The sequence below is a fragment of the Faecalibacterium sp. i21-0019-B1 genome (assembly GCF_042852915.1).
Classification (GTDB): domain Bacteria; phylum Bacillota; class Clostridia; order Oscillospirales; family Ruminococcaceae; genus Faecalibacterium; species Faecalibacterium taiwanense.
This window is the reverse complement of record NZ_AP031425.1, coordinates 269,217-294,892: the sequence shown is the minus strand read 5'-3', so window position 1 is coordinate 294,892 and position 25,676 is coordinate 269,217. Positions and strand designations below refer to the sequence as shown.

The window sequence follows — 25,676 nt, the reverse complement described above, 5'->3', positions numbered from 1 at the left end:
TGCATTTTGCGCATGGCTTTATTTTTTGACCCTTTTCCCACTTTGGAGGTGTATTCTGCATGGAACAGACCCTGATGGACAAGCTTACCATTCTGGCCGACAGCGCCAAATATGATGTTGCCTGCACCTCCAGCGGCGCATCCCGCACCGCGCGGGCAGGCATTCTTGGCAGCTGCTATGCACCGGGCTGCTGCCACGCCTTTACCGCTGATGGCCGCTGCGTGAGCCTTTTAAAGGTGCTCATGACCAACTGCTGTGCCTTCGACTGCAGCTATTGCGTCAACCGCAAGTCCAACGATATCCCCCGTGCCACCTTCACGCCCCGGGAATTGGCTGAGCTGACTGTGGAGTTTTACCGCCGCAACTACATTGAAGGGTTGTTCCTTTCCAGCGCGGTGCTGGGCACGCCGGACTACACCACCGAACGGATGCTGGCCGCCCTGCGGCTGCTGCGGGGCGAATACCGCTTTGGGGGCTATATCCACGCCAAGGCCATCCCCGGCACCAGCCCGGAACTGTTGCAGCAGCTGGGATATCTGGCCGACCGCCTGAGCGTGAATGTGGAGCTGCCCAGTGAGCAGAGCCTGAACCTGCTGGCCCCGGACAAAGGGCGGCACTCCATTTTCCGGCCCATGAAGCAGATCGCAGTTTCCGGCGCGCAGAGCAAACAGGAGTTGACCGTCTACCGCCATGCGCCAAAGTTTGCACCCGCTGGGCAGAGCACCCAGATGATCGTAGGCGCTTCGCCGGAGACAGACTACCACATTTTAAAGCTCACTGAGGGCATGTACCAGAAGTACAGTCTGAAACGGGTGTTCTACTCCGCCTACATCCCGGTAGCCGAGGACACCCGCCTGCCTGCGCTGGACACCAAACCCCCGCTTTTGCGGGAGCACCGGCTGTATCAGGCTGACTGGCTGCTGCGGTTTTACCAGTTCAAGGCAGACGAAATTCTGGATGAAGCCAACCAGAGCTTCAACCCCTACCTCGACCCAAAATGCAACTGGGCCGTGCAACACTACGGGCTTTTTCCGGTAGATGTGAACCGCGCGCCCTTTGAAATGTTGCTGCGTGTGCCGGGCATCGGCCCCAAAAGCGCCCGGCGCATCTGGCACGCGCGCAAGCTTTCCAGCCTTGGGTTGGACGAGCTGAAGCGCATGGGCGTGGTGCTCAAGCGGGCACAGTATTTCATCACCTGCAAGGGTTTTGCGGGTGCGCACCCGGGCCGCGGCACCGCCGGGCGGGAGCGCATCACGCAGGCGCTCATCGACCCCAACGTGTTCGGCGGCAGCTGCGAACAGCTCAGTCTGTTCACGCCGCCTGCGGTGGACGATCTGATCACGCAGGGCGTGGCACCGCGCGCAGCCATGCGCATGGTGCGGGAGGAGGCGGTGCAATGTCTGGCGAAGGCGCTGTAAATATTCAAGTTCAGAAAGCCCGCAGGCTCCACGATGCGGATGTGGTGTACCTCTACGACAGCAGCTTTGAAGGCTTTCTGTGCTGCGTGTTCGAGAGCTTTGCCCAGCACGAGATCCCCTTTGCGGTGTGGACACCCCAGCGGGAAACTTCCACCCTGTACCCGGTCAAGGACATCCCCACCGACCACGCCAAGGCTCAGCGGGTGTTTGCCAGCTTTGGCAGAAAGCTTGGCCCCGAGACAGAGTACCTCGTCAGCCGGGATTTCCTCTCCGGGCGGGAGGACAAAGAGCTGCTGCTCATCCGCTTTCTGCATCTGGCCTTCGCCCTCGGCCCCGGCACCGTGAAGCGCACCGGCCACCCGGACGTGGCCCCGCTGTATGAGATGAAGAAAAGCCTTGACTGGGAAGTGGACAAGTTTCAGGGCTTTGTGCGGTTTGAGGAGCACGACGGGATGCTGGGCGCCGTCATCCACCCCAAAAACTACATCCTACCGCTGCTGCGGCCCCACTTTTGCGGGCGCTTCCCGGAAGAGAACTTTATGATCTACGATGCGGTGCATCAGGCTGTGCTGCTGCAGGAGGACCACAAGGCCCGGCTGCTGGAGCTGGCTGCACCGCTGGAGCTGCCGCCGCCCAGCGAGCGGGAGCAGCAGTTTCAGGCATTGTGGAAGCAGTTCTACCAGACGCTGGAGATCAAGGCCCGCCACAACGAAAAATGCCGCATGACCCACTGCCCCAAGCGCTTTTGGGCCGATATGGTGGAGATGAAAGATGAATTTTAACAAAAACGTTGCATCTGCGGCGTTGCAACCCCCAAAACCTATGGTATACTATAAGAGATATCCGGCAGGCCTTCTGCCGAACACTCCCGCACTGCTGCGGGGCAACACAAAAGGAGTATTGTAGCGTTATGGTTCGCATTACTATGGAAGACGGCGGCATCATCGATATCGAGCTGAACGAAGAAGCCGCTCCTATCACCTGTGAGAATTTCAAGAAGCTGGTCAGCGAGGGCTTTTACAACGGCCTGACCTTCCACCGCGTGATCCCCGGCTTTATGATCCAGGGCGGCTGCCCGCTGGGCAACGGCACCGGCGGCCCCGGCTGGAACATCAAGGGCGAGTTTGCTGCAAACGGCGTGAACAATCCGCTCAAGCACACCCGCGGCGTGATCAGCATGGCACGCGCCATGAACCCCAACAGCGCCGGCAGCCAGTTCTTCATCATGCATCAGGATGCACCTCATCTGGACGGCCAGTACGCTGCCTTTGGCAAGGTGGTTGCAGGCATGGATGTTGTGGATAAGATCGCAGCTGTCCGCACCGACTGGAACGATAAGCCCACCACCCCGGTCAAGATGAAGACTGTGGAGCTCATTGAGGGCTGAATTTCAAACCTAAAAAAATCCCGACACCTTGCGGTGCCGGGATTTTTTGTTGATGCTTGTTTTTAGCAGCCTTCCTTTTCGGCCAGCTTGCGGCCCATGAGCACGCCCATGACCGAAGCCATCATCAGGCCGCGGGTCCAGCCGGAGGAGTCGCCCAGACAGTGCAGGCCCTTGATGTTGGTGTCAAGGTTCTCGTCCATCTTCACCTTGTTGGAGTAGAACTTCAGCTCCGGGCTGTACAGCAGGGTCTCGTTGGCGGCAAAGCCGGGCACCACCATATCCAGCATCTTGATGAACTCAATGATGTTGGTCATGGCGCGGTAGGGCATGGCGGCGGTAATGTCGCCTGCCACGGCATCCTTCAGGGTGGGCTTCACGTTGGACTGGGCCAGCTCCTTCTGCCATGTGCGCTTGCCGTCCAGAATGTCGCCGTAGCGCTGCACCATGATGTGGCCTGCGCCCAGCATGTTGGTCAGCTCGCCCACCTTCTGTGCGTAGGCAATAGGCTGGTTGAACGGCTCGGTAAAGTTGTGGGAGACCAGAATCGCAAGGTTGGTGTTCTCGCTCTTTTTCTCCTTGAAGCTGTGGCCGTTGACCACGGCAAGGTCGTTGTCGTAGTTTTCCTGCGCCACAAAGCCGCCGGGGTTCTGGCAGAAGGTGCGCACCTTGTTCTTCCAGGGCTTGGGGTAGCCAATGAGCTTGGACTCATACAGCACCTTGTTCACCTTTTCCATGACCTCGTTGCGGCACTCCACGCGCACACCGATGTCTACGGTGCCGGGCTTGTGGGCAATGTGGTGCTCGGCGCAGATCTTTTCCAGCCAGTCCGCACCGCGGCGGCCGGTGCCAATGACCACGGTATCCGCATACACAGGCCGGACCTGATCGCCGTCCTTCAGCAGCACACCCTTGCACTCCTCGTTCTCAAGGATGATGTTCTCGCACTCAGTATTGAACAGCATCTCCACGCCGTTGTCGGCCAGATAGTTCTGGATGGCAAGGTACAGCTGCTGCGCCTTCTCTGTGCCCAGATGGCGGATCGGGCAGTCCACCAGCTTCAGGCCGGCATGGATGGCGTTCTTGCGGATCTCCTTGATCTCCTCGCCGGTGTAGATGCCCTCCACATGGGGGTCTGCGCCGAACTCAAGGTAGATCTTGTCGGTGTAGTTGATAAGCTCCTGTGCAAACTCCTCTCCGATCAGGGTGGGCAGGTCGCCGCCCACCTCATAGGAGAGGCTCAGCTTGCCATCCGAGAAGGCACCTGCACCGGAAAAGCCGGTGGTGATGGCGCAGGTGGGGCGGCAGTTGACGCAGTGGCCCACTTCGGCTTTGGGGCAGTGGCGCTTTTCCACGGGCTTGCCCTTTTCCACCAGCAGCATCTTCTTTTTGCTGCCGTGGCGCAGCAGCTCCACAGCGGTAAAAATGCCAGCCGGGCCGGCACCGACAATGATCAGATCATACTTTTCCATTTCTCTTTTTCCTTTGCTTAGTCGTTAGTATAAAACCCTCTCAGTCAACGCCTGACGGCGTTGCCAGCTCCCCCGAGGGGGGAGCTTTTTCCTGCGGAAGAAAGGGTACACCTTCTTCACAGTATGAGGAAAACGTCATCAAAACAGCGCATTAAGCTCGCCCTTCGGGAGAGCTGGCGCGGAGCGCCTGAGAGGGTTTATTTCTCGTTCTCCTGTTCCACAGTGGCGCTCTCGTCCACCTCATCCAGCTCCACAGCGCTGGCCTCGGCATCGGTGCGGGTCACATCCGGGGCGACTACGCCGTCACCGTTCAGGTCTTCACCGGTCAGGGACTCCAGCATGGACTGAGTCTCCGGGTGCAGTTTGGCAAAACGGCGCACGGCCAGCACCGTGTACAGGGCGCTGAGCAGATTGATGGAACCCTCCACGATCAGGATGATGCCAATGGCCATGACCAGCGTTTCCATGGTGCCGAAGGGGTTCAGGATCATGATAACGCCCAGCACCACGCTGAGCACCGGCAGCAGCAGAAAGCTCTTCCAGCTGGAATAGCCGCAGCGGCGCAGATCCAGTGCGTTCTGCACACGACTGATGCTGTCAAAGATCACGAACAGGCCGAACACGATGGGCAGGATACTCACCACGATGTCGCTGCGCAGGATCAGGAACGCACCCAATGCCAGACAGATGATGCCGGAGATCAGGGTGAGCTGGCTCTGGAACACACCGCGTTCCACCACAAAATAGCGGATGAGCTGCACCGCCGCGCAGGCCAGCACCACAGCGCCCAGCGCATAACACACGATGTTCAGGGCCGTGGTGGGCTTCATGAGCAGAAAAACGCCCAGACCCAGATACAGCGCACTCATGAGCACCAGATTCCATTTGAGCTTTTTTACCATAGAGATCACGTTCCTTTCCTTTGCAGGGACAGTTTTTCACGCCCCTCATTCGGCAGGGGAATACATGGGGGCAATGATGTTTTTGTTGATGCGGGCGTAGAAGCCAAGGCTCAGCAGGACACTGACGATCTCAGCGATGAAGAAGGCCCACCAGACATTGTTGACATTGCCGGTCTGTGCCAGCAGCCATGCGGCCGGCAGCAGCACGAACAGCTGCCGGCAGACCGAAACGATCAGGCTGAACACACCGTTGCCCAGTGCCTGAAACACCGAGCTGAGCACGATGCTGGCACCCGCCAGCAGGAAGTGCAGGCAGATGATGCGCATGGCCGGGATGCCAATGGCCAGCATGGCATCACTGGCCGCAAAGATGCCCAGCACCTTATCCGGCGCGAACTGGAAGATGCAGAAACCAATGAGCATGATGCACTCGGCATAGCAGACTGCCAGCTTGATGGTTTTTTTCACGCGGCCCGGTCTGCGGGCACCGTAGTTGTAGCTGATGATGGGCACCATGCCGTTGTTCAAGCCAAAGATGGGCATGAACACGAAGCTCTGCAGCTTGAAGTACACACCGAACACCGCCACCGCCGTGGCCGAGAAGCTCATGAGGATCAGGTTCATGCCAAAGGTCATCAGGCTGCCCACGCACTGCATGGCAATGCTGGGCAGGCCCACCGTGTAGATGCGGCCAATGGTCTCTGCACTGGGGCGGAAGCCCTTGAAGCTGATCTGGATATCTGGGTTTTTGTTCAGGTTGAAGAACAGGGTCATGCCTGCGCCGCAGAACTGGCCGATGACCGTTGCCACAGCTGCGCCGGTGGTACCACTGAGGGCCTCACCGCAGTAGCCAAAGATGAAGATGGGGTCCAGAATGATGTTCACCACGGCACCCACCAGCTGACTGATCATGCTCAGGTGGGTGCGGCCGGTAGCGGCCAGCAGCTTTTCGCCCATGGTCTGGGTGAAAAGGCCCAGACTGAAGATGCAGCACACCGAAAGATACCGGATGCCCTGCTGCGCAATAGCCGCATCACTGGTCTGTGCATAGAAATAGGGCTTCATGCAGGTAAGGCCAATGACGAGGAACACCACGAAGCTGCACAGCGAAAGAAAGATGCCGTTTTTCGCCGTGGCGTTGGCGCGGTGCTGGTTCTTTTCGCCCAGACTTTTGGACAGCATGGCGTTCACGCCTACGCCGGTGCCCACGCCCACAGCGATCATCACATTCTGCAGCGAGAAGGCGAGGGACACAGCGGTGAGGGCGCTTTCACTCACATGGGACACGAACACCGAGTCCACCACGTTGTAAAGCGCCTGCACCAGCATGGAGATCATCATGGGCACGCTCAGCTTGACCAGCAGAGGGTTGATCTCCATGGTGCCCATAATGTTTTCCCGCGTTTGGGCGGGAGAGGTTTGGGGTTGCTTTGTTTCCACGTTTGCTCCTTTTTGATGTTGAGGTTACAGGGAATATGGCAAGGCTGCTGCCGAATAACTCCTTCCGTCATCGCTGCGCGATGCCACCGCTCCCCTTTTTGTCACTTGCGTGACATCTTCCCCCGGCCGGGGGAAGTCTTTCTCAATGAGGGAGGCATTGGCAAAATCAGAAACTCCATCATACTGCCAAAGGCTCCCTCTCCGAGGGAGCTGGCACGGCGGGAGCCGTGACTGAAGGAGTAAAACAGTCGCCGTTGCCCGAAACGTGGGCAGGATGCAAAAGCACCCTACCCACGAATCATCGTTGTTTTATTTTGAAGTGCCCGGGCGGTCAGCCAAGGTTCTTCTCCTTGGCGGCGGCTGCGTCCAGGATCATCTTCACGCAGGTCTCGCGGCCCAGAGCAGCGTTGATGGCCAGATCATAGTTGTGGGCATCACCCCAGCGGTTCTGGGTGTAGTAGTTGTAGTAGGCAGAACGGTTGCGGTCGGTCTTTTCCACCTCGTCCTTGATGCCCTTTTCGTCCTTGGCCTTGACCAGAGGATTGGTCTTTGCGTATTCCAGCCGCCACTCCTTGGGGGCGTACACGAACACGCGCAGCACATCCTTGCGCTCACGCAGCACATAGTCGCCGCAGCGGCCCAGGATCACGCAGGGGCCTTCCTCGGCCAGCTGCTTGATGATGCGGCTCTGAAGAATGAACACCTGATCGCCCAGCGGCAGCTCATTGCCCATGGTGTACAGACTGTACAGCAGGCTGTGAGTATGCCGTTTTTCACTGGCGGCAACAGCTTCTTCCGAAAGACCGGAGTGCTTTGCTGCCATGGTGATCAGCTCTTTGTCGTAAAGCTTGATGCCCAGCGCATTTGCCACATCTTCAGCGATGTAGCGGCCGCCCGTGCAGTATTCACGTCCCAAAGTGATGATCGTCTTTGCCATAATGTGTTCCTCCTATGTCTTGATCTATAGCCCAAAGGCTTTGGGTCGGGCCGGTCATTCCGCCGGCTTTTCCTGTGCCTGGGAAACAGGTTGCTCCGGCGTGGGGCGCGGCTTTGGCAGCCGCACCTCCGCCACGCGCATGGCACCGGTCTGGTCCACTGCATACACGCTGCAGCGGCAGCCTGCGGCCACGATCTTTTCCGGGAAGCGGATGCCGCCCTCCGGCGTGCGCTCCATCCGGCAGAAGCTGCGGTGGGCGGTGGTGGCGTGGGCCACACCGTCGTGGCACGCACAGGCCACCCAGCCGGAAAAGCCTTCCGGCAGCGGGTCCTTCACGCCGCGCTGCTCAAAATAGTAAACGTCTGCCGTCTCGCCGGGCACCAGCTCGCAGCGCATCCGCAGCGGACGGTTGGCGGCAACATCGCGGGGTTTTGCCCGCAGGGCGATGGCGCGCCCGGTAAAGTAACGCATAAAGTCCACCAGTGCCATGGTGCAGTTCACTGCGCCGTTGGAATCTGCGGTGGGGTCGTTCAGCAGCACATAATCTGCCATTACGGCATCGTCGTGGCCAAAGCCGCGCAGGCCCATCCAGACCCGCACCGGGTCCCGCTGGCCGCGGATGCGCCGCTCCACCTGCACTGCCACACAGCAGTCATCGTGGATCTGGGCACGCAGGTCGGCAAGGTCCATCCATGCCTGCCAGCAGGGGTAGCCGCAGCAGCCGGCGGCAGCAGCCGCAAAGGCCGCATTGGCAGTGGTGCTGTGGGCCATGTCCTCCATCACATAGGCCACTTCTTCGGGCAGGACATCCTCGCCCCAGCAGTTCATCAGTGCCGCCATGACCAGCGGCAGATCCATGGTGCGGCCAAAGCTGGGATCGTGGGCGGAAAGGCAGTATTCCGGCAGATAGAGCTGCCGGTTCAGCGGGTGGCCATTGTGCTTTTCCCACGCCAGCGGCCGCACTGCCGCGGCCAGCAGGCGCACTGCGGGCGAGACCTTGTCATCGTTGGTGGAAAGGTTCACCTGCAGCTGCACGCCGGTGCCGCCGCCGGGCGTTGCCACGGTCACGGTATCGCCCATGAGGAAGATCATGCCGTCGTCACTCTGGGAATTGCAGCTGCAGCGGGGGTAGCCCGGTGCCCACTTGCCAAAGCTCATCCAGCCGGTCCAGCTTCCTCCGGCATATACCCGGCAGCGCACCTCCACCATGGTGTTGTGGGGCGCAAAGGCGTTCCAGCTGACATTCAGGTTGCAGAAGGCCGGCATGGCAAATTCCGGCGTGGTGTAGCTGCCGTATTGCAGGCAGCGGCCCGCCACGCTGTCCAGCACCAGTGCACCGCCGTCCAGTGCCACATTGTCCAGCTGCCCGCGGGAGAAGGTCTCGGTGCCCTGCAAAACCAGATTATTCCGTTGTTCCATGGAGCACCTCTCCTTTGCGGAAGTTCAAATTTACTCTTCGGTGTCGTCGGTGCTTTCGCCGTAGTCCTCTTTGAGGGCGGCTTCCAGCTCGGCATCCTTCATTTTGCGGATGCTCTCCTCAATGTGGAACACCTTTTCAATATCGCCGTAGATGATCTGGCAGGATACTTCGGTCACGAACCAGAAGCCGAAGATCAGCATGAGCAGCAGGCCCAGCGGCATGCACAGGATCACCACGCCCCAGAACAGGATCTGCACGATGGCCGCCGCCAGTGCGTGGGGCAGGAACGCGATCATGCAGTTGATGCTGTTTTTCACGGTCAGGCTGAAGGGCTGATCCAGCAGCACCACCTGCGGCCACATATAGGCGAACAGCATCTGGAAGATGAGCAGGTTCAGCACCGTGGCCACCCACAGCGGCACGCCCACATTGGTGCCCTTGCTCAGCATATTGAAGCAGAAATACACAAGGAAGATCTGCGCCGTGACCACCACACAGTAGAAGATGCCCGGCGCAATGCTGGCCTTGAAGTTGCGCTTGAAGGCACGGCGATAGGTCACCCACCAGTAACCGGCTTCGTCACGCAGGGCACGCAGCACGGTATCGTACATGCCGGCCAGCGCAGGCCCGGCCAGAATGCCGCCTACCACCGCACTTGCCAGCATGACAGGCAGGCTGTTTGCCAGAAAGCCGATGTACACCAGACAGATCACCGGCAGAAAGCCGATGCAGGCCAGCAGGTTTGCAAGGAACATGCCGTTCATATCACGGCCCACAAGCTCAAAAAAACGGCCCACGCCGGTCTTGCGGGGAGCATCCTTTTCAACGCCCTTACCGGCCTTGAAGTCATTTGCGGAAGGAAATAAACCCATGTTCGTATGGTACCTCTCTCTTCATCCATTGGGCCGGCAGAAAGCATTTCGTGCAGAAAGTGCCATTGTGCTGGCTTTACAACTATAAATATACCCGCATTTTGTCAATTTTGCAAGACCGCAGATCCTCCGATTTGTAAAAAAAGTGTTATTTCTCCCCTTTTTACAAAAAGTGTGATACAATGACAATGGCATATTTTGCCGGAGGGAGGAAAACGCAATGAGCATTTTTCGCACGATTGCGATGTTTATTTACTTATTTGGTTATATGATCGTCCATTATGGCGTGCTGCGCCGGGCGGAACGCGCTCTGGCTGCAGGCGACATGCAGCTGGTGGAAGAGCTCGTCAACAAGCATATCCCGCACTGGAGCCGGGGCATTTTAAAGGTGACCGGCGTTTTCCTGAGCGTGGAGGGCCTTGAGAATATCCCCAAAGATACGGCCTGCGTGTTCGTGGGCAACCACCGCAGCTACTACGACATCCCGCTTTTGCTGGCCAGTCTGGATAAGCCCCACGGCATCCTTGCCAAGGAAGAGCTGGAAAAGATCCCGCTGCTGAACCGCTGGATGAAGCTGCTGGGCTGCGTGTTCGTGCAGCGCGACGACCTGCGGGCATCCGTGCGCGCCCTGAACGACGCCACTGCCATTGTGGAGAGCGGCAAGAGCTTCGTCATTTTCCCGGAGGGCACCCGCTACAAAGGGGAAGAGGGCGGTGCCGGTGAGTTCAAGGCCGGTGCATTCCGCATTGCCGTCAAGACCGGCGCACCGGTGGTTCCGGTGGCCATTACCGGTGCACGTGCCCTGTTTGAGAACAATGGCAACCTGTGCCATCCGGGCAGCGTACATATCAAGGTGCTGCCGCCCATCCGGACTGCAGGCATGAGCAAGGCCGAGCAGAAGCAGCTGCCGGACGCTGTGCGTCAGGCCATTCTGGCACAGCTGTAAATCAGAACTTGGAGGGAACTGCCCCATGGCAAGCTACCGTTACGAACGCGATATCGACCCCAAAGACCTCCAGCCCCGCAAACAGCGCCAGTACACCCGCAAGGAACGCTGGGCCAACTGGTGGGATTATAACCTCAAGTGGGTCATCATCATCGGCATCATCGTGGTGTTCTTCGGCTACAACTTCATCGGGCAGTATTTCTTTACCGTCCATGCAGACTATAACGTGGCCGTTGTGGCACCCCACTACCTGCCGGAAGCCACCCAGACCGCCCTGCAGGACGCCCTTGCCGCCTACGGCGAAGACCGGAACGGTGACGGCAAGGTGGTGGTAAAGCTGAACCTCTACACCATGGACTTTGGCAACGAGGACTCGGATGCCTACCTTGACATGGCAGGCACCACCAAACTTTCCACCGACATTCAGGGCGCGCTGAGTTCCATCTTCATCCTGTACGACCCAGCCGGGTTCCAGCAGACCACCGGCACCCTGCGCTACCTCGACGGCAGCCTGCCGCAGTCCGACGCAGACAGTGACTGGTGGAACATGGTCTACCGCTGGACCGACTGCCCGGTGCTGGCGGGCCTTGATCTGGGCGATTACGCTTCTGATGCTGTGCAGAGCGAAAGCGGCTCCAGTCAGGAGCTGATGAGCCGGTACTATATCGGCATCCGCGGCGCATGGAACAAGGACTCCGCCGGCCTGCTTGAGGGCGGCGAAGAACTGTGGAACAAGCTGACCGCCGGGGCTATTTCTACCGCCAGTGCAGAGGGCTGAGCCATGCGGTTCCGGGTAAAGCGCGGCGGGCCTGCCGCCGGGTTCACATTTGACCGCACAGCAAAGCCGGTGCAAAGGCCAGAGCCGGAAAAGCCGGTCTCCCTTGCACAGGCGCTGGATAATCCCTATGGGAGATATTACGGCAAAGCAAGGAGCCGGGAAGAACTGCTGAAAAACAGATAATATGCAAATAGAACTCCCCCAGTCGCCTTCGGCGACAGCCCCCTCGGGGATGGGGCCCTTGGCAGAACCGGAAACTTTTCCGCTTTGTCAAAGGCTCCCTCTTTGAGGGAGCTGGCAAACCCGCAAGGGTTTGACTGAGGGAGTTCGTTTTCTATTTTGTTCTTTTTACACATATCTGATTTGAAATATTCTCCCCTTTGAAACGCCGGAGGTTTTGTTGTTTCTCCGTCCCAGTTATGGTATACTTACTGGGTATCTATTATCTTGATGGTATTTATCATACATACAAAAGGATGTGAACCCATGGACGCACTGGAACAGGCGCGCGCCGAGATCGACACGGTGGATGCCCAGCTGGCTGCGCTGTTTGAGCGGCGGATGGCTGCTGTGCTGCAGGTGGCCGAATACAAAAGAGCCCATGGCCTGCCCGTTTACGATGCCGCCCGCGAGACGGCAGTGCTGGAAAAGGCTGCGGCCCGCATTCAGGACCCGGCCCTGCGGCCCTACTATAAAGACCACGTGCAGAACCTGATGGACGTGGCAAAGCAGTACGAAGCCGTGGTGCTGGGCCAAAACCGCGCCGCCTATCAGGGCGTGGAGGGCGCTTTTGCTCACATTGCCCTCCGGGCGCTGTTCCCCCACGCCGAGGCTGTGAGCTATCCCACCTGGGACGAGGTGTTTGACGCGGTGGAACGCGGCGATGCTGCCCGGGGCGTCGTTCCCTTTGAGAACAGCCATGCGGGCGATGTTTCCGCCGTGCTGGATCTGTGCTATAACCATCCGGCACTGTGGGTGGTGGATGTGTACGATCTGCCCATCTCCCAGAATCTTCTGGTGCTGCCGGGCACAAAACTCGACCAGATCAAAAGCGTCTACAGCCACCAGCAGGCCATCGCCCAGAGCGAAACCTTTTTAAGGCAGTTCGGCCTGCCCGCCACCGCCATGGCCAACACCGCCATGGCCGCAAAGTTCGTGGCCGAAAGCGGCGACTCCTCCAAAGCGGCCATTGCAAGCGTGGAGACGGCGGCACTGTACGGGCTGGAGGTGCTGGTGCCCAGCATCAACACCGACGGCGACAACACCACCCGCTTTATCGTGCTCAGCCGCGAAAAGCCTACCGGCGGCAACCGGTTCTCGCTGCTGTTCACGGTGGACAACAAACCCGGCAAGCTGGGCGAGGTGATCCAGATCATCGGTGCCAGCGGCTTCAATATGGAGTCCATCAAGAGCCGGCCCATGCCTCATGTGCCGTTTGAATATTATTTTTACGTGGAGCTGGTGGGCGACCCCACCGCCGACGAGACCGCCGCGCTGCTGCGTGAGCTTGACCGCACCTGCCGTACCGTGCGGCTGTTAGGAGTGTATACCAAATGAGTGAATTTATCGGAACCAAGCTGACCATGAATCTGGGCGAGCGCAGCTATGACATCATCGTCAAGAGCGGCTCGCTGGAAAACCTGTACCAGTTCGCCCGGCTGGACCGCCGTGTGGCCGTTGTGACCGACAGCGGTGTGCCCGCACAGTACGCCCAGATGGTGGCCGACCAGTGCAAGGATGCCCACATCATCACGGTGCCGCAGGGCGAAGCCAGCAAGAGCTTTAAAATTCTGGAATCCGTCCTCAAGCAGATGCTGGAATTCGGCATGGGCCGCGGCGATCTGGTGATTGCCGTGGGCGGCGGCGTGGTGGGCGATCTGGCCGGTTTTGCCGCTTCCATCTACATGCGGGGCATCGACTTCATCAACTGCCCCACCACCACCCTTTCCATGATCGATTCCTCCATCGGCGGCAAGACCGCCGTGGATCTGGGCGATACCAAAAACATCGTGGGCGCTTTCTGGCAGCCCAAGCTCGTCATCGTGGACCCGGACACCCTTGCCACTCTGCCCCGCCGCCACTTCATCAACGGTCTGGCAGAAGCCGTCAAGGCAAGCCTGCTGGCAGACCCCGAGCTGTTCGCGATCTTTGAAAATGGCGACGTGGATGCCCAGATCGGCGAGATTATCTGCCGCAGCCTGCGGTTCAAGAAGAACATCGTGGAGCAGGACGAGACTGAGCAGGGCATGCGCAAGGCGCTCAACTTCGGTCACACCATCGGCCACGGCATCGAGGCCGTCAAGGGCATCAAGGGCCGCCGCACCGTGGGCCTTTACCACGGCGAGTGCGTGGCGCTGGGCATGCTGCCCATGATCGAATCCAAGGCATTGCAGAAGCGGGTGCGCGCGGTATACCGCCGCCTCGGCCTGCCCACCCGCACTACTTACGATAAGGAAAAGGTGCTGGCTGAAATGCTGCACGACAAAAAGGCACAGAGCGGCCAGATCACCATTATCAAGGTGCCGGGTCTGGGCTGCTGGCGCGCCGAGACCATCCCGGTGGAGGGCCTGCGTCCCCTGCTGGGCATTGAGGAGTAAGCCATGAAAAATACATTCGGCAGCGACCTTTCGCTGACCATTTTCGGCGAAAGCCATGGCCGCGCCATCGGCGCGGTGTTGGACGGCATGGCCGCAGGCCTGCCGGTGGACGAGACTTTTCTTGCCGCCTGCATGGACAAGCGCCGTGCCCGGGGCGACGGCCTGTCCACCCCCCGGGTGGAGGCGGATACCGTGCAGCTGCTGTCCGGCGTGGTGAACAGCCGCACCACCGGCACCGCCATTGCCCTGATGATCGAAAATACCAACACCCGCAGCGGCGATTACGCCAAGACCGCAGACCTTCTGCGCCCCGGCCATGCAGACTACACCGCCTACGCCAAGTACCACGGCTTTCAGGATGCCCGCGGCGGCGGGCACTTCTCTGGCCGGGTGACGGCCGCCCTTGTGGCGGGCGGTGCCATCGTGCTGAGCGCACTGCACCGTGCGGGCATCGACATCACCACCCATATCGCAGAGTGCGCTGGTATTGCGGACACCCGCTTTGCACAGGATGATGCCGCACAGCTCTCTGCTCAGGTGGAAGCCCTTGCCAGCAAGCCCGAGGGCTTTGCGGTGCTGGATGAAACCGTAGAAGAACCCATGAAAGCCGCCATCCGTGCCGCCGGTGCGGAGGGCGACAGCGTGGGCGGGATGCTGGAAACCGCCATCCTCGGCCTGCCGGCAGGCATCGGTGAGCCCTATTTTGACAGCGTGGAAAGCGAGATTGCACATCTGGTGTTCTCCGTCCCCGCCGTCAAGGGCATCGAGTTCGGCACCGGCTTCGGCTTTGCCGGGATGCGCGGCTCCGAAGCAAACGACGCCTTCCGCATGACACCGGAGGGTGCGGTGGTGACCGCCACCAACCACAATGCGGGCATCAACGGCGGCATCGCCAACGGGATGCCGGTGGTGTTCCGCACCGTGGTCAAACCCACACCCAGCATCTACAAGCAGCAGGATACAGTAGACTATCTCGCCAAAAAGGACGCACAGCTGTCCATTCAGGGCCGTCACGACCCCTGCATCGTGCCCAGAGCCGCCATCGTGCAGACCTGCGCCGCCGCACTGGCTGTGGGCGACCTGCTCACGGCACGCTACGGCGCGGCATGGATGACCCACCCCACCAGCTTCCGGAAGGAGGACGAGTAAAATGGAATACGGACTCATCGGCGCAAAACTCGGCCACTCCTACTCCAAGATCATCCACGAGATGCTCTGCGGCTACCACTACGACCTGTGCCCTCTTCCCACCGAGGAAGAGGCCCGGGCCTTTCTGGCAAAGCGGCAGTTCAAGGCCATCAATGTGACCATCCCCTATAAAAAGCTGGTGATGGAATACTGCTCCTACATCGACCCGCGGGCCAAGGCCATCGGGGCGGTGAACACGGTGGTAAACAAAAACGGCCTGCTCTATGGCTATAACACCGATTATATGGGCTTTGCCCACCTGTGCGACGCCCACGGCGTGAGCTTTGCAGGCAAAACGGTGGTTATTCTGGGCACCGGCGGCACCCACAACACCACCAGCGCTGTGGCCCGGGACAAGGGTGCGGCAAAGGTGCTCACCGTCAGCCGCCATCCGGACCCGGAAAAGGGCGAGCTGAGCTATGCCGAGGCCGTTTCCAGCGGGGCGCAGATCGTGATCAACACCACCCCGGCGGGCATGTACCCGAATGTAGGTGTGTGCAATCTGGACGTTGCCGCCATGCCGGACCTCGAGGCTGTAGTGGATGTGGTGTACAACCCCGACAAGACCGAGCTCATCCTCCGCGCCGAGGAAGCGGGCGTGCCGGTGGCTGTGGGCGGCCTTGAAATGCTGGTGGCGCAGGCGGTGTATGCCGCAGAATATTTTCTGGACCGCAAGTTCGAGGATGCGCCGGTTGAAATTCGGCGCATCACTGCCGCACTGCGCCGGGATATGCTGAACATTGCCCTGATCGGGATGCCCTCTTCCGGCAAGACCACCCTCGGCAGGATGCTGGCAAAGAGCCTTGGCCGCACCTTTGTGGACCTCGACGAGGAGATCGTAAAGACCGACGGCCGCAGCATCCCGGATATCTTTGCAGCCGAGGGCGAGGACGGCTTCCGCGCAAAGGAAACTGCCGAAACACAGCGCTTTGGCAAAGAGGGCCGACAGCTCATTTCCTGCGGCGGCGGCATTGTAAAAAAGCCGGAGAATCTGCGTGCTCTGCACCAGAACGGTGTCATTCTGTTCATCGACCGGCCAGTGGATGCGCTGGCCGTGGGCGGCGGCAGGCCGCTTTCTTCCAGCATGGACGCACTGCGCCAGATGGAAGCACAGCGCCGTCCGCTGTATCTGGCAGCGGCAGATGCCGTCATTCCCAACAACGGCACGCTGGACGATGCCCTGCATGCCGCCATGGAGGCACTGGATGAAATTTTTGATTCTTAACGGCCCGAACCTCAACATCATGCGCTGGTCGGAGCCGGGCGTACCCGGTGAGCTGGATTATAACGCCATCATGGACTATGTGCAGGCAGGCTGCGAACAGCTGGGCATTGAGACCGACTGCTGCCAGTCCAACCACGAGGGCGACCTCGTGGACGAAATTCAGGCCGCAGCGGGCCGGGTGGACGGCATCGTGCTGAACCCTGGTGCCTACGCCCACTACAGCGTGGCCATTCTGGATGCGCTGCGCCTGTGCGGCGTACCCGCCGTGGAAGTGATGCTGCACGCCCCGGACGAGCGGGAGCCCTTCCGCAAAACGGACGTGGTGTCCTTTGGCTGTCAGGGCCACTTCATCGGCGAAGGCCCGCAGGGCTACCTGCACGCCTGCATTTATCTGGCCCAGCTGCTGCGCACCGACGGCTCCAGCAAGGCGCATATCGTGATGTAAAAACGAAAGGAAATTATCACCATGATCATCTCCACCAAAAAAGGGACTCCGAAGGACGAACTGGAAAAGATCGTTGACAAATTCGAGAAGCAGGGTCTGGACGTGACCCTGATCACCGGCAAGGACTACAACGTGTTCGGTCTGGTGGGCGACACCACCAAGATCGACGAGCGGGATGTGCTGGCAAACCCGTGGATCGACAACGTCACCCGCGTGTCCGCGCCCTATAAGCGTGCAAACCGCCTGTTCCACCCGGCAGATTCCGTGATCGACTGCGGCGGCGTGAAGATCGGCGGCAAGGAAAAAATCGCCGTCATGGCAGGCCCCTGCAGCATCGAGGGTGCAGAGCAGGCTCTGCGCATTGCACAGGGCGTGAAGGCCGGCGGTGCCGCCCTGTTCCGCGGCGGTGCCTACAAGCCCCGCACCTCTCCCTACTCCTTCCAGGGCCTTGAGACCGAGGGCATTCTGGATATGGTAAAGGCCCGCGAGGCCACCGGCATGCCCATCGTCTCCGAGCTGATGAGCGAGGACCGTATCCCGGAGTTTGAGGAGTACGTGGACGTGGTGCAGATCGGTGCCCGCAACATGCAGAACTTCCAGCTGCTCAAGGCCGTTGGCAAGATGCACAAGCCCGTGCTGCTCAAGCGCGGCCTGTGCAACACCATCGAGGAGTGGATCATGAGCGCCGAGTATATCATGGCCGGCGGCAACGAGCAGGTCATCCTGTGCGAACGCGGCATCCGTACCTTCGAGAAGTACACCCGCAACACCCTCGATCTCTCTGCAGTGCCCATCATCCACGAAAAGACCCACCTGCCCATTATCGTGGACCCCAGCCACGCCACCGGCAAGGCCAATCTGGTCGAGCCTATGATGATCGCTGCCGTGGCCGCCGGTGCCGACGGTCTGGAAGTGGAGGTTCACTACGACCCGCAGCACGCATGGAGCGACGGCGCACAGTGCCTGACCCCGGATTCCTTCGCACAGGCCATGGCAAAGTGCCGTCAGGTGGCATGGGCCATTGGCCGGGATATGTAACGGCCTATGCTGGTAACGATTCAGAACGCGCGTTCCGTGGGCGGCACCATCACTGCCCCACCCAGCAAGAGCATGGCCCACCGTGCTGTGCTCTGCGCGGCACTGGCCGAGGGCCGCAGCCACATCACCAATCTGGAATTCAGCAAGGACATCTCTGCCACGCTGGGCGCAGCGGCACAACTGTGCGCCCGTGTGCGCACCGGCGCAGACGATGCTGTGGTGGAAGGGCTGGGGCATTTTGTGCCTCTTGCTGCGCCGGTGGACTGCTGCGAGAGCGGCAGCACCCTGCGCTTTCTCATCCCCATCGCCAGCCTGACCGGACAGGCAGTTTCCTTCACCGGCCGCGGGCGGCTGATGGAGCGGCCTCAGTCGGTGTATGAAGCTCTGTACCGGGAGCAGGGCCTGCGGTTTGAACAGAGCGCTGCCGGGCTGACCGTAGAGGGTGCACTGACCCCCGGCAGCTACCGGCTGGCAGGCAACGTGTCCAGCCAGTTCATCAGCGGGCTGCTGTTTGCCCTGCCGCTGCTGGCCGGAGACAGCACGCTGCACCTCATCCCGCCGGTGGAGAGCCGCAGCTACATCGATATGACCCGCTCTGTGCAGGCAGCCTTCGGTGTGCAGAGCCATTGGCTGGACGAAAACACTCTTGCCATCCCGGGCGGGCAGCACTATCACCCCTGCGATTACACCGTGGAGGGCGATTACAGTCAGGCCGCGTTCCCGGCGGTGCTGGGTGCAGTGTGCGGCGGCGTGACCATCACCGGCCTTGCCCCGGACACGCTGCAGGGCGATGCCGCCATTCTGGATATCCTGCGCCGCTGCGGCGCGGTGTTTACCCGCACGGCAGAGGGCATCTCTTTTGAAAAGGCCCCCCTGCACGGGGTGGACATCGACCTTGCGGACTGCCCGGACCTTGGCCCTGTGCTCATGGTGCTGGGCCTGCTGTGCGAAGGCACTACAGTCATCCGCAACGCAGAGCGTTTACGCCTGAAGGAGAGTGACCGCATCGCTGCCATGGAGGCCGAGCTGCGTGCCTGCGGCGGCGTGCTGGAAAGCGAGGGCGGCACCATTACGGTGCACGGCTGCGCGGACAGGCTGCACGCTCCGGCGGGTGTTCTGCATGGGCACAATGACCACCGTGTGGTCATGAGCCTTGCGGTGCTGGCCCTGAGTACGGGCATCCCCCTGACCGTGGACGATGCCGAAGCCATCACAAAAAGCTGGCCGAATTTCTTTGAAGCCATCAAGCCCTTGGGCGCGGAGGTGGAATATGCTTGATAAAACAAAACGTTATCTCGTGGTGGGCCTTGGCCTGCTGGGCGGCAAATACGCGCTGGAACTGACGAAAGCCGGTTTCCATGTGGACGGCATCAACCGCAGCGAGGGGCATTTGCAGTACGCGCTAGAGCACGGCTATATCGCCAGCGGCAAGACCCACGATTTTGAGGACCTTGTGAGCAGCGCCGACCACATCATCTTTGGTCTGTACCCCACGGCCCTCATCGAGTGGTTCCGCACCTACGGCCATCTGCTCAAGCCCGGCTGCATCTTTACCGATGTTTCCGGCGTAAAGACCGGCCTTGTGGAGCCGGTGCAGGCCATGTGCCCGGCGGGCGTGGAGTTCATTGCCAGCCACCCGATGGCAGGCCGTGAGACTTCCAGCGTGGAGCACGCCGCCGAGGTGAACTTTGCCCCGGCCAACTTCATCATCACCCCCACGGAAAAGAACACGCCCGAAGCCATTCAGTGGGCAAAGGACCTGGCCGAAGTGCTGGGCTTCCACCACATCTGCACCCTGACGGTGCAGGAGCACGACAAGATGATCGGCTATGTGAGCCAGCTGTGCCATGCCATCGCCGTGAGCCTGATGTGCGCCAACGATAACTCTTCGCTGTGCGAGTACACCGGCGACTCCTTCCGTGACCTGACCCGCATTGCACGCATCAACGATAAAATGTGGGCAGAGCTGTTTTTGTGGAATAAGGAAAACCTCATCAGCGAGATCGACCAGTTCGATGCCGCTCTGCAGGAAATGCGCGCTGCTCTTGTGGCCGACGACCGGGATAAGCTGGAACAGATGTTCCGTCTTTCCACCCAGCGCCGCGCGGCGTTCGACAAAAAACTGCCCGAATAAACCGGAGGTGCTCCCATGCCCAAGCAGGAAGGCCAGAAATCCAAGCTTTTGACCCTTTTGCGCATTCTGGAACAAAAGACCGACGAAGAACACCTGCTCAATGTACCGCAGCTGGTAGAGCTGCTGGAACAGCAGGACATTCTTGCCGAGCGCAAAAGCATCTACAGCGATATCGACACCCTGCGCAGTCTGGGGTATGACATCCAGCTGCGGCGCGGGCGCGGCGGCGGCTACTGGCTGGCCAGCCGCACCTTTGAGCTTTCTGAGCTCAAGCTGCTGGTGGATGCCGTACAGGCCAGCAAGGTTGTGTCGGCACGCACCAGCAGTAAACTCATCCATAAACTGGAAGCCCTCTGCTCCGACTACGAGGGCACCCAGCTGCAGCGTCAGGTGTACGTGGATGGCCGCCCCAAAAGCGACAGCCACACCCTGCTTTACAGCATCGATGCGCTGCACAGCGCCATCAATGCGGGCAGAATGGTGCGGTTCCGCTACAAGGACGGCGGCACCCGCACCGTCAGCCCGTGGCAGCTGGCATGGGAAAACGGCTGCTACTACCTTATCGCTTATCAGGACGAGAAAGAGCCTGCGGGCATCCGCAACTACCGCGTGGACCGCATGTCTTCCGTGACGGTGCTGGGCGATGCCCGCCGGGGCAAGGCCGAGTTCCGCCAGTTTGACCTGCCCGCCTATCTGCGCAAGCACTTCAACATGTTCGGCGGGCCGGAGTACCGGGTCACCCTGCGCTGCACCGCCGACCTAGAAAGCGCCATGCGCGACCGCTTTGGCAAAGCACCGGTCTTTGTTCCGGAAGAAGACGGCACCCACTTCCACTTTGATGTGCCGGTATGCGTCAGCCCCCAGTTCTACGGCTGGGTGTGCGGCTTTGGCGGCAAGGTGGAAGTAATGGCTCCCGCCGAGGTGCGCAAGGGGATACACGATATGGTGCAGGCCCTTGCGAAGCAGCACGATTAAAATGGCCTCCGCTTCGCTCTGGCCATCATCAGATGAAATGATATTTATAATCAGGTTCCGGAAAAATCTGCGGATTTTTCCGGAACCTTTTTTCACAGGGAAGGCCCGGACCGGGAGATGCAGCGTTTCCGGCAGGAAATAATTTCACGGCACCGTCCTGCCCTGTGGAGCCAGAGCGCCAGATGCTGCTTTCCGGTACGACTCCATCCGTGAAAAATGCAAACCCCGGCAGGCCGCAGCCTGCCGGGGTTTGCTGTTCCTATAAATAATTCTTCCGCTGAGCATGGCCAGAGCGAAGCGGAGGCCATTCTGAATCTCTCACTCCTCAAATTCCAGATCGCTGGGCAAAATCAGGTCCAGCTCCGCGTCCGGCTCTGCCACAAGGCGGCGGCTCTGGTGGAAGATGGCCTTTTCCAGCGTGTTGCGGGCAAGACGGCCGTTGCCGGCGGTGCGGCTGTCCAGCGCCTGACGGCGCTTGTAGTAGCCCAAAAGCGGGAAGGTACAGCCCTCGGCAAGGCGGTAGCCCTTGCCCTTTGCCAGCACGTTGGTGATGTCCAGCAGCTCGTCTGCCGTGTAATCCGGGAACTCGATCTTGTTGGGGAAGCGGCTGGCAAGACCGCTGTTGGCGGTAAGGAACACTTCCATCTCCCGGGTGTAGCCCGCCAGAACGACCACCAGCTCGTCCCGGTGATCCTCCATGCCCTTCACAAGGGTGTCGATGGCTTCGAGACCAAAGCTGTCCTGCTCGCCGCGGTAGAGGCTGTAGGCTTCATCGATAAACAGCACACCGCCGAGGGCACTCTCGATGACGCTGTTGGTCAGCGGGGCGGTGTGGCCGGTGTAGCGGCCCACAAGGTCGGCGCGGGTCACTTCCACCAGCTGGCCGCCCTTCAGCGCGCCGATGGCCTTGAGGTACTTTGCCACCAGCCGGGCAATGGTGGTCTTGCCGGTGCCCGGGTTGCCGGTGAAGATCATGTGCATGGAAAGGCTGGCGGTCTTGAAGCCTGCCGCCGCGCGGCGCTGCTGCACCTGCAGGTTATCCGCCAGACCGAACACATACTCCTTGACCGCCTCAAGGCCCACAAGGCCGTTGAGTTCGGCGCGGATTTCATCTACAGCGCCCGTGTACTCGGCAGGCAGCAGGGCAGACAGCTCCTGCTCGGGCTGGTCGTTCAGGCTGAACCACACACCCTCCGGCTTTGCAGTCAGGGTGACGGTGCCGGTAAGCTTTGCATCGGTCTGCAGGCAGTATTCACTCAGGGCACGGAACATTTTATTGCAGCATTCCGCAAGGCCCGCCGCACCCTTTTCCTTAGAGCACTGGGCGGCTACATAGTCCCGCACATCGGCCCCGGCAGAGAGGGTCAGCCCAAGGCGTGCGCTCACCTTCTGGGCCAGCGCATTCAGCTGCTGCGCCGCCAGCGCTGCAAGGTCCTCGCGGGCAAAGGCGCTGGTCTCGCACACATCGCCCACCGCCGCCACAAAGGGCGCACCGAACTTATCTGCCAGCGCGTCCCGGCCCTTGCGGGAAAAGAAGATGAGGTACTTGCCGCAGGGCGTGATACTGCTCACCGCGCCCGGTGCCAGCGCCGTACCTGCATCCACAAGGATGCCCTCCTTGTTCACCAGATACCGGCTGGAAAGCGGTGCGCTGCCCTTCACAGCAAGGTCTGCAAGGGTCTTGAGGAAGGCCGCATGGCAACTCTCGTAATGCTCAAAGATCACGATCTCCCCGGGGGCGTGCAGGGCCGCATACAGATCCTGCAAAAACAGCTTTTCCGCACCGGAATTGGGGTAGAGGGCAAGGTCCACCACCGCAGTTTTGTCGCTCTGCAAAAGGCCCCGCGCCGCCATGATGCGGGCGGTCTCTGCCAGCGCAAAGTGCCGCCCCGTACCGGCTCCGCCGCACAGCAGGATCACATTGCGTGCCGCCGAGCGCTCGGTGCCCAGCACAAAGGGCCGGCGCATGGCGCGCACCACGCTGTCCACAAAGGCATCTTGCCCGAGGACGGTCTTTTTCACCTCGGCGGCAAGGCCCTCAAAGCTGCCAAGGTGCTCTGCGGTCACATCGGCAGTGCCCTTGGCAAGCAGGCCGTCCGCTTCCATATCCCGCAGCATCTGGCGGCTGTCCTCCAGAGCAGACTGCACCGCAGTGTCCTGCGTTTTCAGCTGGGCATTCTGTTTTTTGAGCAGGGCATCCAGCTGCTTCTGGTTTTCCAGCAGGGCAGCGTTCAGGTCCGGCACTGCGGGCGCTTTGGCCTTTGGCGTTTTGCTTTCCGGCTGGGCCGTGCCGCCAAAGCGCGGCCTGCCCCCTGCACCGAACACACCGTTCATAAGGTTTTCCCAATCGTCGGTATATGCCATGGTTTGCCCTCCGTTTTTGTCGTTTTCTTCCAGTTTTCTTCCAGTATAGTGTACCCGGACAGGTTTTGCAATTCCCTCTTGCAAAAAAGACCGCCGGTGTTTACACTTATATCTGATAGGAAATCTGCAAGAAGGAATGAAGAAACTATGACCGTCAAAACGCCCGCCGAACTGAAAACGCTGTACGAGAGCATCTCCTTTGACCTTCAAACCACCTACACCGGCCCGCTGGGGCAGGAATATGCTGTTTCCGGCACCCATCTGCGCCTGTGGGCACCCACGGCGCAGAGGGTGGAGGTCAGCCTTTACCGCAAAGGCAGCGGCGGTGAGCCCATAGGCACTCTGCCGCTGGAGCGGGGGCAGCAGGGGGTGTGGAGCATCTATCTGCCCGGCGACCAGCACGGACGATACTATACCTATACGGTCACAGTGGATGGCATTTCGCGCCAGACCGGCGACCCCTATGCCCGTGCGGCAGGTGTGAACGGCACCCGCAGCATGATCGTGGATCTTGCCCGCACCGCCCCCTCCGGGTGGGAGCGGGATGTGCGTCCGGTCATCCCGCCGGAGCAGCGCGCGGTGTGGGAGGTGAGCGTGCGCGACTTCTCGCAGGACGCTGCCAGCGGCGTGCGCCCGGCATGGCGGGGCAAGTTCATGGCCTTTACCCAGCAGGGCACCACCCTGCACGGGGACGGCATCCACCCCACCTGCCTGAACTACCTCCGGCGTCTGGGCGTGAAGTATGTGCAGCTGATGCCCATTTTTGATTTTGGCAGCGTGGACGAGGCAAAGCCGCTGCTGCGGCAGTACAACTGGGGCTATGACCCCACCAACTACAATGTGCCCGAAGGCAGCTATTCCACCGACCCCACCCGCGGCGAGGTGCGCATCCGGGAGTGCAGGGAAATGATCGCAGCCCTGCACGCGGCGGGCATCGGTGTGGTGATGGATGTGGTGTATAACCACATGTACCGCAATAAGAACCCGCTGAACGACACCGTGCCCTGCTACTTTTTCCGCCAGAACGAGGACGGCAGCTTTTCCAACGGCAGCGGCTGCGGCAACGAATTTGCCAGCGAGCGGCCCATGGCCCGGCGGTATATGATCGATTCCATCCTCTACTGGGCGCAGGAATACCACATCGACGGCTTCCGGTTCGACCTGATGGGTCTGTACGACGTGGAGACCATCAACGCGGTGCGCGCCGCGCTGGATACGCTGCCCGGCGGGCGGGATATCCTGATGTACGGCGAGCCGTGGCAGGGCGGCGGCAGCCAGCTGCACCGGTACGAGGCCAACAAGGCGAATCTGGCCATGCTGAACGAGCGCATCGGCATCTTCTGCGACGACACCCGCGACACCATCAAGGGCGGCTGCTTCAACGCCCGGGAGCCGGGCTATGTGGAGGGCAGGCCCGGCAGCTTCTGGGATATCGGCGGCGCGGTGGCGGCATGGTGCCGCAGCGACCGTCTGCCGCCCCACGCGCCCAGCCAGATCGTGAGCTATGTTTCCGCCCACGACAACTTCACCCTGTGGGACAAGCTGCTGCTGGTGCGGTACGAAAAGCCGGAGTTCACGGCGGCAGACAGCACAGCCCTTGCCCAGAACCGGCTGGCGGCGGGCATTTACCTGACCAGCTTCGGACTGCCTTTCCTGCAGGCGGGCGAGGAGTTTGCCCGCACCAAAAAAGGGAAGTGCAACAGCTACCGCTCTTCGCCTGCGCTGAACCGGCTGGACTGGGAGCGGGCCGAAAAATACCATGCACTGGTGGACTACTACCGCGGCCTGCTGGCGCTGCGGGCAAGGTTTCCGCGGCTTTCCAGCACCGACCCCCACGCGCCGGATGCCCTGTACTTTTTCTCACTGGAGCAGCCGCTGGTGGGCTGGCAGCTGCCCGCCCAGTGGGGCGACGGCGCAGCATGGCAGGCGCTGTGCGTGTTCTATAACCCCACCGAGATCAGCAAGGTCGTGCCGCTGCCGGTTGGGCGCTGGCAGATGCTGAGCGACGGCATCTCGTCCAGCCTGTGGCGCGGCCCGGCAAGGGTGTATGAGCACGAGGCCGTGCTGATGCCTTACAGTGCCACCATCTTTGGACAGATATAAAAACAGGAGCGGATGGAAAACTCTCATCCGCTCCTGTT

23 protein-coding genes are annotated in these 25,676 nt (G+C 60.5%); 16 read left to right on the top strand and 7 right to left on the bottom strand.

Annotated elements, in window-relative coordinates; genetic code table 11:
• Positions 1–59 precede the first annotated feature (59 nt).
• The 3 genes from ACGHP1_RS01395 to ACGHP1_RS01385 all read left to right on the top strand — a co-directional run bounded on the left by ACGHP1_RS01395 (position 60) and on the right by ACGHP1_RS01385 (position 2,805).
• Positions 60–1,418 carry a putative DNA modification/repair radical SAM protein gene (locus ACGHP1_RS01395; protein ID WP_044953876.1) on the top strand — a complete coding sequence of 453 codons (1,359 nt, stop codon included), beginning with the start codon at positions 60–62 and terminating at the stop codon, positions 1,416–1,418.
• Positions 1,397–2,200 (top strand): TIGR03915 family putative DNA repair protein, encoded by an 804-nt coding sequence (locus ACGHP1_RS01390; protein ID WP_298638159.1) that lies wholly within the window; start codon positions 1,397–1,399, stop codon positions 2,198–2,200. The genes ACGHP1_RS01395 and ACGHP1_RS01390 overlap by 22 nt, the downstream gene beginning before the upstream one ends.
• A 128-nt stretch (positions 2,201–2,328) precedes the next feature.
• Positions 2,329–2,805 (top strand): peptidylprolyl isomerase, encoded by a 477-nt coding sequence (locus tag ACGHP1_RS01385; RefSeq protein WP_005943496.1) that lies wholly within the window; start codon positions 2,329–2,331, stop codon positions 2,803–2,805.
• Between the two features lie 62 nt (positions 2,806–2,867).
• On the opposite strand, the gene ACGHP1_RS01380 is transcribed toward ACGHP1_RS01385, so the two are convergent.
• The 6 genes from ACGHP1_RS01380 to ACGHP1_RS01355 all read right to left on the bottom strand — a co-directional run bounded on the left by ACGHP1_RS01380 (position 2,868) and on the right by ACGHP1_RS01355 (position 9,845).
• Positions 2,868–4,274: an NAD(P)/FAD-dependent oxidoreductase gene (locus tag ACGHP1_RS01380; protein ID WP_097774647.1), complete on the bottom strand. Its 1,407-nt coding sequence runs from the start codon at positions 4,272–4,274 to the stop codon at positions 2,868–2,870.
• A gap of 197 nt (positions 4,275–4,471) precedes the next feature.
• Complete coding sequence (locus ACGHP1_RS01375; protein WP_097774646.1) at positions 4,472–5,176, bottom strand: HdeD family acid-resistance protein; 705 nt, start codon at positions 5,174–5,176, stop codon at positions 4,472–4,474.
• A 45-nt stretch (positions 5,177–5,221) separates the two neighbouring features.
• Positions 5,222–6,616 (bottom strand): MATE family efflux transporter, encoded by a 1,395-nt coding sequence (locus ACGHP1_RS01370; RefSeq protein ID WP_390507335.1) that lies wholly within the window; start codon positions 6,614–6,616, stop codon positions 5,222–5,224.
• A 331-nt stretch (positions 6,617–6,947) separates the two neighbouring features.
• Positions 6,948–7,553 carry an AAA family ATPase gene (locus ACGHP1_RS01365; RefSeq protein WP_097774644.1) on the bottom strand — a complete coding sequence of 202 codons (606 nt, stop codon included), beginning with the start codon at positions 7,551–7,553 and terminating at the stop codon, positions 6,948–6,950.
• 54 nt (positions 7,554–7,607) lie between these two features.
• Positions 7,608–8,972, bottom strand: a complete 1,365-nt coding sequence (locus tag ACGHP1_RS01360) for a hypothetical protein (protein WP_390507333.1) — start codon at positions 8,970–8,972, stop codon at positions 7,608–7,610.
• 30 nt (positions 8,973–9,002) lie between these two features.
• Complete coding sequence (locus ACGHP1_RS01355; RefSeq protein ID WP_097774642.1) at positions 9,003–9,845, bottom strand: DUF624 domain-containing protein; 843 nt, start codon at positions 9,843–9,845, stop codon at positions 9,003–9,005.
• 220 nt (positions 9,846–10,065) lie between these two features.
• Here ACGHP1_RS01355 and ACGHP1_RS01350 point away from each other — a divergent pair, with 220 nt between their 5' ends.
• The 12 genes from ACGHP1_RS01350 to ACGHP1_RS01295 all read left to right on the top strand — a co-directional run bounded on the left by ACGHP1_RS01350 (position 10,066) and on the right by ACGHP1_RS01295 (position 21,171).
• Positions 10,066–10,791, top strand: coding sequence for a 1-acyl-sn-glycerol-3-phosphate acyltransferase (locus ACGHP1_RS01350; RefSeq protein WP_154260572.1), 726 nt, complete (start codon positions 10,066–10,068; stop codon positions 10,789–10,791).
• Between the two features lie 25 nt (positions 10,792–10,816).
• The gene (locus ACGHP1_RS01345; RefSeq protein ID WP_390507330.1) at positions 10,817–11,569 is read left to right on the top strand and encodes a hypothetical protein; all 753 of its coding nucleotides are present in this window, start codon (positions 10,817–10,819) and stop codon (positions 11,567–11,569) included.
• A 3-nt stretch (positions 11,570–11,572) separates the two neighbouring features.
• Entirely contained in the window at positions 11,573–11,752 is a 180-nt protein-coding gene (locus ACGHP1_RS01340) for a hypothetical protein (protein ID WP_005943509.1), read from the top strand.
• Between the two features lie 303 nt (positions 11,753–12,055).
• On the top strand, positions 12,056–13,126 hold the full coding sequence (locus tag ACGHP1_RS01335) for a bifunctional chorismate mutase/prephenate dehydratase (protein WP_120020030.1): 1,071 nt from the start codon (positions 12,056–12,058) through the stop codon (positions 13,124–13,126).
• Positions 13,123–14,166, top strand: coding sequence for a 3-dehydroquinate synthase (aroB, locus tag ACGHP1_RS01330; RefSeq protein WP_097774639.1), 1,044 nt, complete (start codon positions 13,123–13,125; stop codon positions 14,164–14,166). The genes ACGHP1_RS01335 and aroB overlap by 4 nt, the downstream gene beginning before the upstream one ends.
• A 3-nt stretch (positions 14,167–14,169) precedes the next feature.
• Positions 14,170–15,315, top strand: coding sequence for a chorismate synthase (gene aroC / locus ACGHP1_RS01325; protein WP_097774638.1), 1,146 nt, complete (start codon positions 14,170–14,172; stop codon positions 15,313–15,315).
• A gap of 1 nt (position 15,316) precedes the next feature.
• A complete protein-coding gene (locus ACGHP1_RS01320; RefSeq protein WP_097774637.1) occupies positions 15,317–16,579 on the top strand; it encodes a shikimate kinase in 1,263 nt (420 codons plus the stop codon).
• Positions 16,560–17,024 (top strand): type II 3-dehydroquinate dehydratase, encoded by a 465-nt coding sequence (locus ACGHP1_RS01315; RefSeq protein WP_097774636.1) that lies wholly within the window; start codon positions 16,560–16,562, stop codon positions 17,022–17,024. The genes ACGHP1_RS01320 and ACGHP1_RS01315 overlap by 20 nt, the downstream gene beginning before the upstream one ends.
• A gap of 21 nt (positions 17,025–17,045) precedes the next feature.
• Complete coding sequence (gene aroF / locus ACGHP1_RS01310) at positions 17,046–18,062, top strand: 3-deoxy-7-phosphoheptulonate synthase (protein ID WP_097774635.1); 1,017 nt, start codon at positions 17,046–17,048, stop codon at positions 18,060–18,062.
• Positions 18,063–18,068: 6 nt separating this feature from the next.
• Entirely contained in the window at positions 18,069–19,340 is a 1,272-nt protein-coding gene (gene aroA / locus ACGHP1_RS01305; RefSeq protein WP_390507326.1) for a 3-phosphoshikimate 1-carboxyvinyltransferase, read from the top strand.
• Positions 19,333–20,196: a prephenate dehydrogenase gene (locus ACGHP1_RS01300; RefSeq protein WP_005943522.1), complete on the top strand. Its 864-nt coding sequence runs from the start codon at positions 19,333–19,335 to the stop codon at positions 20,194–20,196. Before aroA ends, ACGHP1_RS01300 begins: the two co-directional genes overlap by 8 nt.
• 15 nt (positions 20,197–20,211) lie before the next feature.
• The gene (locus ACGHP1_RS01295) at positions 20,212–21,171 is read left to right on the top strand and encodes a helix-turn-helix transcriptional regulator (protein WP_390507324.1); all 960 of its coding nucleotides are present in this window, start codon (positions 20,212–20,214) and stop codon (positions 21,169–21,171) included.
• Between the two features lie 318 nt (positions 21,172–21,489).
• On the opposite strand, the gene ACGHP1_RS01290 is transcribed toward ACGHP1_RS01295, so the two are convergent.
• The gene (locus ACGHP1_RS01290; RefSeq protein WP_390507322.1) at positions 21,490–23,535 is read right to left on the bottom strand and encodes an AAA family ATPase; all 2,046 of its coding nucleotides are present in this window, start codon (positions 23,533–23,535) and stop codon (positions 21,490–21,492) included.
• Between the two features lie 147 nt (positions 23,536–23,682).
• Between ACGHP1_RS01290 and pulA the strand changes: the two genes are divergently transcribed.
• Positions 23,683–25,638: a type I pullulanase gene (gene pulA / locus ACGHP1_RS01285; RefSeq protein WP_390507320.1), complete on the top strand. Its 1,956-nt coding sequence runs from the start codon at positions 23,683–23,685 to the stop codon at positions 25,636–25,638.
• Positions 25,639–25,676 lie beyond the last annotated feature (38 nt).